Annotated in this window: 10 protein-coding genes and 1 pseudogene; 10 read left to right on the top strand and 1 reads right to left on the bottom strand. The window is 28.4% G+C overall.

Going from position 1 to position 12,686, the window contains the following annotated elements:
- Positions 1-16 precede the first annotated feature (16 nt).
- The 10 genes and pseudogenes from Q2T46_RS06270 to Q2T46_RS06220 all read left to right on the top strand — a co-directional run bounded on the left by Q2T46_RS06270 (position 17) and on the right by Q2T46_RS06220 (position 10,808).
- A complete protein-coding gene (locus Q2T46_RS06270; protein ID WP_303263798.1) occupies positions 17-1,129 on the top strand; it encodes a hypothetical protein in 1,113 nt (370 codons plus the stop codon).
- 141 nt (positions 1,130-1,270) lie between these two features.
- Positions 1,271-2,578, top strand: coding sequence for a hypothetical protein (locus tag Q2T46_RS06265; RefSeq protein ID WP_303263799.1), 1,308 nt, complete (start codon positions 1,271-1,273; stop codon positions 2,576-2,578).
- Complete coding sequence (locus Q2T46_RS06260; RefSeq protein ID WP_303263800.1) at positions 2,541-3,629, top strand: glycosyltransferase; 1,089 nt, start codon at positions 2,541-2,543, stop codon at positions 3,627-3,629. The genes Q2T46_RS06265 and Q2T46_RS06260 overlap by 38 nt, the downstream gene beginning before the upstream one ends.
- Before the next feature lie 343 nt (positions 3,630-3,972).
- The gene (locus Q2T46_RS06255) at positions 3,973-5,346 is read left to right on the top strand and encodes a UDP-glucose/GDP-mannose dehydrogenase family protein (RefSeq protein WP_303263801.1); all 1,374 of its coding nucleotides are present in this window, start codon (positions 3,973-3,975) and stop codon (positions 5,344-5,346) included.
- A gap of 105 nt (positions 5,347-5,451) precedes the next feature.
- Complete coding sequence (locus Q2T46_RS06250; RefSeq protein WP_303263802.1) at positions 5,452-6,195, top strand: glycosyltransferase family 2 protein; 744 nt, start codon at positions 5,452-5,454, stop codon at positions 6,193-6,195.
- A 777-nt stretch (positions 6,196-6,972) separates the two neighbouring features.
- Positions 6,973-7,428: an IS200/IS605 family transposase gene (tnpA, locus tag Q2T46_RS06245; RefSeq protein WP_303263803.1), complete on the top strand. Its 456-nt coding sequence runs from the start codon at positions 6,973-6,975 to the stop codon at positions 7,426-7,428.
- Positions 7,429-7,572: 144 nt separating this feature from the next.
- Entirely contained in the window at positions 7,573-7,998 is a 426-nt protein-coding gene (locus tag Q2T46_RS06240; protein ID WP_303263804.1) for a hypothetical protein, read from the top strand.
- A gap of 134 nt (positions 7,999-8,132) precedes the next feature.
- Positions 8,133-8,729: a sugar transferase gene (locus Q2T46_RS06235; protein WP_303263805.1), complete on the top strand. Its 597-nt coding sequence runs from the start codon at positions 8,133-8,135 to the stop codon at positions 8,727-8,729.
- Positions 8,730-8,760: 31 nt separating this feature from the next.
- Positions 8,761-9,718 (top strand): annotated as a pseudogene (locus tag Q2T46_RS15550) (SDR family oxidoreductase).
- Positions 9,719-9,734: 16 nt separating this feature from the next.
- Positions 9,735-10,808 carry a mannose-1-phosphate guanylyltransferase gene (locus Q2T46_RS06220; RefSeq protein ID WP_311062368.1) on the top strand — a complete coding sequence of 358 codons (1,074 nt, stop codon included), beginning with the start codon at positions 9,735-9,737 and terminating at the stop codon, positions 10,806-10,808.
- A 938-nt stretch (positions 10,809-11,746) separates the two neighbouring features.
- Here Q2T46_RS06220 and Q2T46_RS06215 read toward each other — a convergent pair.
- The gene (locus Q2T46_RS06215; protein ID WP_303263807.1) at positions 11,747-12,640 is read right to left on the bottom strand and encodes a site-specific integrase; all 894 of its coding nucleotides are present in this window, start codon (positions 12,638-12,640) and stop codon (positions 11,747-11,749) included.
- Between the last annotated feature and the right edge of the window lie 46 nt (positions 12,641-12,686).

Here is a 12,686-nt window from a genome sequence, read left to right as displayed (position 1 = left end):
GTGAGGAATCGTGTATATGAAAATTCTTTATGTGGATTTATTAAGTCCAAGTGGTCATATTGGATTAAATAAAATATTGGTAAAAACATTATCAAATTTAGTAGACTTAGATATTGTATGGAGGAATAACTATATAAATATAGATGAATTAAAGGATGTAAATGACAGAAATATAAACGTTTATTATATTCCAGAAAAACTATATAAAGAGAGTGTATCTAAAATTAGCTATAGGTTAAATAATGTCAAAATAATAAAATGGTTATTGAGAAATTTTGATATCAACAAATATAACTTAGTTTTTATTAGTAGCTATGAGACTATATCTTTCTCCATGGCATGGCCGAGAAAGTTAAAAACGAGAACAGTGATATTAAATCATAATAACTTAGATGAATTACAAAATAAAGTAAAATATTTGTTTTTTAAATTAATTCCTAGGCATATTGAACATATAGTTTTTGAAGAATACATGAAAGACTATTTAAAGGAATCAATTAAAATTGATAATAAGATTTGGGTAATGCATCATCCTATAAGTTTTGATAAATATCATGATGCAAAAAGATTTGGTCTTCTGGGTAAAGAGAAAGATAAGTGTGATATAATATTTGCACCAAGTGGAAGTAATGATGAGTTGTTTATTAAAAACTTGATTAATAATCAATTGGTATATAAGTACCTAAGTCAAACAAATTGGAGATTAATTATAAAATCAAAAGAGATAACTTACGAAGATAATTATTTAAAAATATTTAGTAATTATTTAGACTATAAGGAATATTTGTATTATTTTGTTAATGCTAAATATATTCTATTTCCATATGTTCAAAATTTTAATTATAGAATAAGTGGTGTATTATTTGACGCAATTGCTTTTAAGAAAAAGATAATTGCCTCTTCAAATAAGATATTTAAATATTTTTTAAATAAATATAAAGATTTAGGATTTATTTTTAACAATTTAAATGAGTTTAATTCGTTAATAAACATATTACACAAAGATAAAGGAATCATGAGTAAAGAAATAATTAATCAGATTTACTATGATTATTCGCAAGATTTTTTTACAAAATCATTAAAAAATATTATAGGTGATAGCCAAAATGATGAAGAGTATAAGTATTAATAGCAAAATTGAGTATAAGAATTTTATTATTATATTTTTATTAACTCTATTAATTTCATTATTTGGTGAAACATTATCTTATAATCTCATAGGTTTTTTATAATTTATTTAATTGCTATAATTTTAGCGGCTTTATTATTAGTGAGAAAAAGTGATTGGGTATATATTAGTTTACTTCTTATAACTATGAATATGAGCGAATGGTCAAGAACAATTTCTGATAATAATTTTTATACTTTTAGGACAGTGAAGTTATTTGGTATTAGTTTAACTGTTTTGTTTACAATATTATTATTCAATTATAAATTTATTTTCTTAAAAAGAAAATTTGATATTTTTCGGAATACGATATTTAAAGTATTTAGTTTGATTTTTTTAGTAGGTTTAGTGGTAGGATTTTTAAATTTAATATTTGGTGATACGAATATAAAAGGCTTTGAAAGTGATTTGTATTACTGGATAATAGTTATTTTGGCATTCTATATTTCTTACAATTTTAAAAATAAAGATTTGATTGAAAATATTTTAATTATTTCCTTACTAACAAGACCATTAATTATATTATTAGGATGGTTTTTTAAATTTGGTGAAGGGAATTATGGAGGAGTCTTTATTTCATCTTTTGACCCAATAGATATTTTTATACCATTTATATTATCATTATTTTTTTTGAAGAATGATATACCAAAGTGGCTATTTATGATATCTTTTCTGTCTTCATTAATTACATTAGTATTACAGCCTTCAGGTAAGAGTATCTTACTTTTGCCTATAGGTATATTATTAATCTATATTACTTCTAATAAATCATATAAGAATTTTATTAGGCATACTGTTGTTTTTATATTTATTTTGATTTTGATTTTGACTATAATGAGTATGGGCTTTACGAGTAACAACATTTTATTTAAAATAAAATTTTCACAAGCGACTAGTTTACTAAGTTTAGTTCCAGATGTAATTAATAATCCAGATAACGTGTATAAAATGGAGGGATCACCAAGAGATAGAATTTTAGAATTTTTAAATATTATTGAAGATTTAAAGAATAGCTATAATATAGTTATTGGGAAGGGCTTTGGAGGAAGTTTTAGAGATTATAAATATCCAATTCCATTTGTTAGAAACGGCTATTCTCAAGATCAATGGTTGAATAGACAATTTTACGATGTACACGAGAGTATAAATTATGTATTTTTGAAGTTTGGCATTTTAGGAATTATGTTTTATATAATTTTTATTTTGTACTTACTTAAAAGAATTTTTTGTGAGAAAAATTGGAAAAGAAAGTTTTTAAGTATCGTTTTAATTTTTGAATTCGGTTTAATGTTAGGATATAGTTTAAAACTTGCTTTTATGTTTGGTACGTTATTAGGGATAATTTTAGACAAAAATATATGGAGTGAATCGAATGAAAAAAGTTTTGTTTATTGTACCACACAACATTGATCCAAGAATAAAAAAAAGAATTAGAATATTTATAAATAATAACTATCAAGTTTATTTATTATATGGGAATAGAGATAAAAAAAGTAATAATGAATTAGATTTGCTTGGAATCAACAATATAACATGGGTCAATTTTTCTAATAGTAGAAGCACAATCAAAAGGATATTTAACTTATTATTATTTTCAAAAAATGTATGTAAATATATTAAAAATATTCAACCTGATATAATATATATTACTGGTTTTGAAGCATTGATAGCAGTTTGTTTGTGTAGTTTAAAGAATAGGAAAAAAATATTTTATGAAGTTCCAGATCTACCAGGAGGCAGATGGAGGCGAAATAAAATTTTTAAAAAGGTTATAGATAAGCTGGAAAAAATGTTATTAAATAATATTGATAGAATAGTGTTAACATCTCCATTCTTTATCGAAAACTACAAAGAATACAAAACAAAAATTTTTATCTTTGAGAATCTACCAGAAAAAAGAATTTTTGCGAATTTTGAAAAAAAACATCATGAAAAATTTACTATTGGTTTTTTCGGTGAAATACGATATAAAAAATCGATGGAAACTTTAATAGAAGGTCTCGGAGGATTAAATAATATAGATATTATAATTGCTGGTAAAGGAATTTATTATGACGAAATTAATGACATAGCAAAAAAATATTCAAACATTAGAATGCTTGGTTCATATGATTATGAAAAAGATATAGTTTATTTATATTCATTAGTTGATTGTATATATTCTGTTTATGATCTAATATCTGATAATGTAAGATTAGCTTTACCTAACAAATTGTATGAAGCAATTATTTGTGAGTTACCAATAATAGTATCTAAAGGCACTAAATTAGAGGAATTTGTTAAAAATAAAGGTTTGGGATTCGGTATTTCTCCAGATAATAAGAATGAATTAAGAGAAATTATTAATAATTTAATTAGTTATAAGGAAATTTTAAAGGATATAGAAGGTAATTGTAGAATTATTAAAGATATGTATTACTATGAGAACATTGAAAAAGAATTTATTGATATGTGTCTATAATAATTATTTATGGATTGCTTGTAAGGAAGAATTATAATTGTTTTTATTTATTAAGGTATATGATGTTTATGGAAAAATATAAATTTAAACATTTTAAAATCAAGAATTTATATTCTATAGAATAAGTTATTAAAGTTAGAAAAAAACAAATTTTGCAATCCAATAGGACTCGTAAATAGATTTTACTATTAGTTAACAAAAAACAAATGTAATGGCTCTTATGTAAATATAAATTAGTTTTTCAATTGTATTAATGAGATTAATTTATTAGATAGCGACAAAATGTGTTCACGATTGAAGGATATTTTGCTTTAAAACAGAAATCGCAGAAATGAGGGGTAGCATGAAAATATCAATAGCAGGAACGGGTTATGTTGGACTAGTTACAGCAGTATGTCTTGCAGAAGTCGGTCATAATGTAACCTGTGTAGACATTGATGAGAGAAAGATAAGAATTTTAAATGAAGGAAGATCCCCTATTTATGAACCCGGACTTGAAGAATTGATGATCAAAAATAGAGAAAGGCTAACATTTACAACTGATTATAAAAATGCTTATAAAGATGCTGATGTTATATTTATAGCTGTTGGGACTCCAGAGAAAAAAGATGGTTCGGCGAACTTGCAATACGTATTTGGAGTTACTAAACAAATAGCAGAACCAATTCAGCAAGATTGTGTCGTCGTGGTAAAGTCAACAGTTCCAGTCGGAACTAATGATGAAATTGAACGGGTGTTAAGAGAAAATTTAAAAAACGATGTACATGTCGAGGTGGCTTCAAATCCCGAATTTTTATCACAGGGTACTGCTGTAAATGACACATTAAATGCAAGTAGGATTATCATAGGGGTCGAAACAAAATATGCCGAAGAACTATTGAGAAAAGTATACGATGGTTTTGGACTTCCATACGTGATAACAGATAGAAGAAGCGCTGAAATGATAAAATATGCATCAAACGATTTTCTTGCTTTAAAAATTTCGTATATAAATGAAATAGCCAATCTTTGTGAAATAGTTGGTGCTAATATAGAAGATGTTGCAAAAGGCATGGGAATGGATCCTCGTATAGGAGATAAGTTTCTAAAAGCTGGCATCGGTTACGGTGGTTCATGCTTTCCCAAAGATACAAAGGCACTAAATTGGCTAGCAAATTTTAATGATTATGAGTTAAAAACTATTAAAGCTGCAATTGAAGTAAATGAAAACCAAAAGATAAAACTTATTAAAAAGGCAAGAAAATATTATGATAATTTTAGTGGTTTAAATGTCGCAGTCCTCGGGCTTACATTCAAACCAGGTACAGATGATTTAAGGGAAGCACCGTCACTGCAGAATATACCGATACTTCTAGAAGATGGTGCTAATATTAAAGCATGGGATCCTGTCGGTATTGAAAATTATAAAAAGATATATCCTAAAGAGATAAAGTATTGCAATACAATAGAGGAAACAATTAAAGATTCTGATATCTGCTTTATTTTCACTGAATGGCCTGAAGTAAAGAACTTCGATGTGTCATTATTTCCTAAATTAATGAAATATCCTCTTGTTATTGACGGAAGAAATTGCTATGATTTAGATAAAGTTAAAAATAATGGTATTATTTATGAATCTATAGGAAGAATTACAATTAATGGATTATGTTTTGAAAATAGTAATTTGCAATATAAAGATGAAGCTGCTACTACAGATAGCAAAGTTAGAGGCAAATGAATTTTAAAAAATAAATAAAGTAATGATTTCTATAAATTTATGAAATGCGAGGAAATTAGAATTCTTACATTTAGTGAATGCTTTACAATGGGGGATTATTGTACAATGAATGTTTCTATTATTATACCAGTTTATAATGCAGAAAAATTTATTGCAGAAACTATAAAATCTGTGCTACATCAAACATATACTAACTGGGAAATGATTTTAGTTGATGATTATTCTAGTGATGATTCTCAAAAAATTATAAATTGTTTTGCCCAAAAAGATAATAGGATAAAATATATAAGACTTGAGAAAAATTGTGGAGCAGCTGTTGCAAGGAATACCGGACTTGAAATAGCGAAAGGAAGATATATTGCTTTTCTTGATAGCGATGATTTATGGGAACCAAATAAACTTGAAAAGCAAATAAAATTTATGGAAGAAAACAAAATAGGATTTTCTTTTACATCGTATCGTTTAATCGATGAAGAGGGTAATGATTTAAATAAAATAGTAACAGTCCCTAATAAAGTTAATTATAACAATTTACTAAAGAATACAATTATAGGATGTTTAACGGTAATGATTGATAAAAATATTATTGGAGATTTTAGAATGCCTTTGGTAAGAGCCGGTCAAGATACCGCAACGTGGTTATCTATATTACGTAGAGGTTTTGAGGCATATGGAATTAATGAACCATTAGCTAAATATAGGAAAGTTAGTGGGTCAATTTCAAGCAATAAAATTAAGGCATTAAAAAGAAGTTGGAACATTTATAAAAATATTGAAAAATTACCCTTACCTAAGTTATGTTATGTCTATTCATGTTATGTAATTAATGCTATAAAGAAAAGAATATAAACAAACATTAATTGCCTTATATAGTTGTTAGAAGGTAAAACTGTGAAGTATTAGGGATTTAATAATGGATTTGTCAAAATAATTTAGGTAAGTATATTATTATTTTTTCACAAGTTGAGAAAATTACGCTAATTGATTTTAATAGATTTAGTATAAGAATGTTCAACTTTATACACGGAATTAAAACACATTTTACTTAGGATGAGATTATTGGAAAAACAAATAGACTTAAATCATATAATTTTGTGAAGCTTATATAAAGAACAAAAAGGCTCTTTTATTTTACTAATATTTTATATTAATAATATTTAAGTTTGTATACTATATAAGATCACCGAAAAACATAAAATTAAAACGGTCGTAAAATTATTGGGGGGATGATTACTTGAAAATATCTATAAATAAATTTTTTAGATTGAGTAAGTTTTTTGTTTTTATTGTTGATTTATTATTTAGTACATATAGGCTTTATAATTGCATATATTTTAAAGTTTGGTATAAATCCGCCAATGATAAATTTTATGCCTTATTATCAATTAATACCAGTCATTATGTTATTTGTTATTTTATTGTTTAATATCTATGGACTTTACGCTATATCGAGAAAAGCGTATAGTGATATTTTATTATGGGCTTTAGCCTGTTGAGCTCGCATAGCGAGCGAAACAAAAAACCACCCGCTATGCGGGTGCGCGACAGAAGTTATACAAAAAATCACCTTTCCGTTATAATAGAGTTGTTCAAGCTACTATATATAACAAAAGGAAAGGTGATTTAATGGTTAATAAACGAGATGAAATGGCACGTACAAAATGGATGTGCAAGTACCATATTGTGTTCACTCCTAAGTATAGACGAAAAATAATATATAATCAATACAAAGAAAGTATAAGAGATATATTAAAAGAATTATGTAAATATAAAGGAGTGGAAATTATAGAAGGACATCTAATGCCAGATCATGTGCACATGCTTGTGAGCATACCACCAAAAATAAGTGTATCAAGTTTTATGGGATACTTAAAAGGCAAGAGTGCATTAATGATATTTGATAGACATGCAAATCTAAAGTATAAGTTTGGGAATAGGCATTTTTGGGCAGAAGGATATTATGTAAGCACTGTAGGGCTAAATGAGGCAACGATAAAAAAATACATTCAGGAACAAGAAAAGCGAGATATTATGTTGGACAAATTGAGTGTAAAAGAATATGAGAACCCCTTTAAGGGGTAGCCCGTAGTACGTTTGTCCCTTTAGGGGCGGGCAAAAGTGACAAATGCATGGTGGCTTGAACAAAGTGAAAGCCAGCGCCTTTAGACGCTGGCTAGTAATAGAGGCTTATAGCCTCAGAGCAAACCACCCGTTTTACGGGTGGTCATGATTTTATTGCAAATAATAACAATAGCATCGTCATTTTTTATTAAACAGTTTACTTTTCCTAAAAGTATATTTTTTATTACTTTTTTTATACAATTAATTTTGTTGTCACTGTGGAGATATTTAGTTCAGAATGTAAGGAAGTATGTTCACAGCGAGAAAAATATAATGATCATTGGTGACAGCGAAGTGGCAGAAAAGCTAGCAAAAAAGTTAATAACAAGTTCAAAAGGTTGGTATGATATAAAGTACATATTAGAACCTGAAAAATTTTTAAGTAGTAAAGAATATGTTAAAGAAATAGATGTAGTATATATTTGCAATAAAGTAGATGAGAAGATTAAGTCGGATATTATTTCAGAAGCTATTAAAATTAAAAAACATATATTTATTGTGCTAAATTTTAAAGATATTCTTTTAACTTAATCACAATTTATTCAATTTGATGATGTTCCAACGATTAGTATTAATTATCTAGCACTTACAGCAGAGCAAAAAATGATGAAGAGAATTGGCGATGTATTGTAGCACTAATTGGATTAATAATTTCGAGTCCATTCATGTTTATAATTTCTATATTAATCAAAGCAACGTCTCCAGGACCTGTAATATATAGCCAAACTAGAATTACTGAAAATGAACGAGAATTTAAGGTATACAAGTTTAGGACAATGGTTAAAGATGCTGAAAAAATGACGGGTCCTGTATTAGCTACAGACAATGATCCGCGTATAACAAAAATAGGTAAAATATTGAGAGCAACAAGGCTCGATGAACTGCCGCAGCTATTAAATGTTTTAAAAGGTGAAAGGAGCTTTGTGGGTCCTAGACCAGAAATACCATATTTTGTAAGACAGTTTAAAGAGCAATATCCGACTTATAGATACAGGTATAATATTAAAGCAGGTATTACAGGGCTTGCACAAGTTTTAGGAAAGTATACTACAGATGCTGATGACAAACTGAGGTTAGACCTTATTTATATAATGAATTATTCAGTATGGCTAGATTTAAAAATATTACTATTAACTTTGAAAATTGTATTAACAAAAGAGGCGTCATCTGGAATAAAAGGTGATATGACTTTAGAAGAATTGCTGAAATCTATGGATTATAATGTGTATAACGAGTTTGGAGTAACAAAGCTAGACCGATAAGGGGCAATTTTAATGAACATATTAGTCATTAATGAACATATTAGTCACAGGTGGAGCAGGTTTCATAGGATCAAATATTGTAGATCTACTTATAGATAATGGATATGATGTCGTTGTTTTTGACAATATGTCTACATGCAATAAAAAGAACATAAATAAAAAGGCTAGATTTTATAATGTAGACATTACAGATAGTAATTTATACAAGGTATTTGAAGATGAGAAAATTGACATTGTAATACATCATGCAGCTCAGATAGATATACAGAGGTCTATAAATGATCCAGTCTTTGACGCTAAGGTAAATATTATAGACACGATTAATTTGCTAGAGTGTTGTAGGTATACGATGTTAAAAAGATTGTTTATGCATCTTCAGTAGCAGTATACGGTGACCCAGAGTATCTAGGAGTTGATGAAAAACACGTTGTAAATCCCATATCGTATTATGGCATATCAAAACATACACCAGAGCATCACATAAAAGTGTACAACGAACTATATGGTTTAAAATATGCGGTATTGAGATATGCCAATGTATACGGTATAAGACAGGATCCAAAAGGTGAAGGTGGAGTAATATCAATATTTATTGATAAAATGTTAAAAGGTGAGAGACCCGTTATATATGGAGATGGTAATTAGACGAAAGATTTTATCTATGTAAAAGATGTGGCAAAAGCAAACCTTTTAGCGCTTGAAAAGGGAGACGACGAGATCATAAATATAAGTACAAACAGATCAACTACTATAAATGAGCTAGTTGAGATAATGAATAAATTCATGGAAGAACCACAAAAACCTATATATAAAGAGCCAAGAAAACAAGAAAAGGCGATATATTATATAGTTATCTTGATAATCAAAAGGCAAAGGATTTGCTGGGATGGGAACCAGATTATACATTAGAAGAGGGACTAAAAGAGACGATAGAATACTATAAGCTAAAATACTCAAATGATGAAGTAGCTGTTGAGATAGAAAAATAAAAAAGGAATGATGCATATGATAACAGGTGTAATCATGGCAGGGGGAAAGGGCGAAAGATTTTGGCCCAAAAGCAGGATAAAGATGCCGAAGCAGTTTTTAAAGCTATACGGTGATAAGACTATGATTCATCAGACGGTAGATAGGCTAAGGAGACTTATGCCAATTGAAAATATTTTTGTCGTTACAAATATAGATTATGCAGGCTTGATTAGCGACCAGATACCAGAGCTTCCGACAGAAAATATATTGATAGAGCCAATGGGTAAGAATACTGCAGCCTGCATAGGTCTTGCAGCGCTGCATACAGAAAAGCTATCAAAAGATTCTATCATGGTAGTAGTGCCATCAGATCACGTAATAAAAGATGAAGAAACCTATTTAGGAGTATTGAAAACAGCAATAGAAAAAGCAAAATCAGGCAACAATCTTGTCACAATAGGTATAAAGCCGCAGCATCCAGAGACAGGATACGGATATATAAACTTCAGAAAAATAACACATGAGATACTAAACAATAATCCTGTACATAAAGTAGAAAGATTTGTAGAAAAGCCTGATTATGATACAGCAGTCAAATATGTAGAAAGCGGAAACTACCTGTGGAATAGCGGCATGTTCATATGGAAGACATCTACAATATTAAATGCGATAAAAGAATATATGCCACAATTATACAGTGCATTAAATGTTATAAGAGAACACTTTGATTCAGATGAGATAGAAAAAGTATTATATGAGGAATATTCAAAACTTGAGAGTATATCGATAGATTACGGCATAATGGAAAAAGCGAAGAATGTGTATGTAGTGCCGGGAGACTTTGGTTGGGATGATGTAGGAAGCTGGACATCAATAGAAAGGCTCTATGAAAAAGACGAGAACGGCAACGTCATAAAAGGCAATGTCGTAAGCGTAGATACAAAAAAGTGTATCATAACGGGAAGTGATAAACTCATTGCGACTTTAGGCATAGAAGATGTAATAATCGTAGACACAGAAGACGCACTTTTAATATGCTCTAAAGATAAAGCACAGAATGTGAAAGAAGTATTGAAAGAGATTAGAGAGAAAAAGAGCGAGTACTTATAAAAATAACGATGATAAAACAAGATTATTCATGCTTAATTTTATTATCATAGCTTACAAATATTATTAAATTTGAAATTTTTCATGATGCAATTATAAATATTTGATAAAGGTTTTATTAATTAAGTTATTAAATTATCAAGATTTGTATAATATAGGATTCAAAAATAATTATAAATTGAATTAGTAACCTATAAACCAATATAAATTTATGCTAAAATCATATAAATTTTTTTATTAAAATTATAATAAAGAACCATAATATAGCGCTTAGAATTAATCCAATGACTAAACCTTTGTAAAATTTTTTATCAGGCATATGATTAGCTCCAATCCATAAATATGTTAAAAATATTATACTAAATCTAGTTTCGAATTACAATATTATGAATTTCAGAAGCAAACCAATTAATCCAACTGCAAATTGTAATAGAGGAAAATACCTTTAAACAAACAGTTAAAGAGTCTATTGATAATTCGCTTAAAGAAAAAGACAGATATAAATATTCTCATTTGGATTATCTTTTTATTTTTGAAAGGGGCAAATTAGGCAGGACTGCAGTCCACAGAATGATTAAAGAATATTGCTATATGGCTAAAATGGAGTAAAAATAATTAATTAGTATGGTACGGATTTTTCATTTTCGCTTTGCTCAAATCAAAAATCCGAATTTATGACGCACCTCTGCTCATTCTTCGCAGACGTGCTATTTTTTTCGAAGTATAAGCAGGCAATAAATATATTTGATAAAATAGTAAAAATATTTTTAAAATTCTATTGACATTTTGCTTTTTATATGTCATAATATAATCGAAGGTAGAAATCAAAAATAAAAAGAGGATTAGTTTTTAAAACTAAAAGGTGAGTACCTATATCAAAAGCAAAAAGAGAATAGGTTCTACCTAAAATAAAGGTGGCGTGATCAACCACCTTTATTTCTTTATGACAAATAATGTGATACTGTGACGTTTTCACGGTTATGACCTAAGTTTCTGCTTACTTCTCTTACTGCTTCTCTATCTCTTTTATCTCTTGTACATTTTTTGTATTTTCGCCCTCTGATTTCTATAAACCTGTCTTGAGCATACTCACGTCTCATGCTGTGTATATCAAGATGTTCTGGAATTCTTGTAAAAAGCCTTTCATTTCCTCTATCTTTAGCTTTTTCTAATATGCTTTCTATTTTAGGCTGATATTTTTTCAGCACAGGAACTTCTCTTGTCTTGCCACCTTTACCGTTTTTAACATGAACATATAATCTATCGTCTTTTTTATAGATATCATTTGCAGTGATAGCTGATACTTCACGCCTTCTTAAGCCAGATGATTTACAGAAATCTATTAAATCCTTATAGTTATCCGGATTAATTTTTTTGTCATCTGGTTTTTCAAGTCTTGATCTTGTTATGTTTTTTAATTTTCTTTCAGGTATTTTAATATCATTGGCAAGGCTATTATCTTTATATGCTTTTCTTAAAGCTGATCTTGCAACTTTTATAGACCATGCTGATTGACCCAGTGAAATTTTTTCGATTAAATAGTCTGATACCATATCCTTTGTTTTGTCAAAGTCCTTATTCTTTACGCCTTTAGATTTGCACCAATCAGCGAATTTTTTAACTTCATTACGATAAGTTGCATAGGTCTGCACAGAGAAGATACCTGCATTAAAAACCGCATCATTCATAGCATTAAATACATCTTGTCCATGAAGTCCATTCTTTATTGCTTCTTCTCTAGCCTTCTTCTTAATTGCATATTTACTTTTTCCGAATGACTGCTGTTCTTTTAAACTATTAAGCAATCTATAAAAAATGCTTCCCTGTCTGCCCATTAAAATCACTCCTATTTTCGTATCATATCTGCTTTTTTACTTTGTC

Source organism: Thermoanaerobacterium sp. CMT5567-10, assembly GCF_030534315.2.
GTDB lineage: Bacteria > Bacillota > Thermoanaerobacteria > Thermoanaerobacterales > Thermoanaerobacteraceae > Thermoanaerobacterium.
This window is presented reverse-complemented; position numbering and strand designations above follow the sequence as displayed.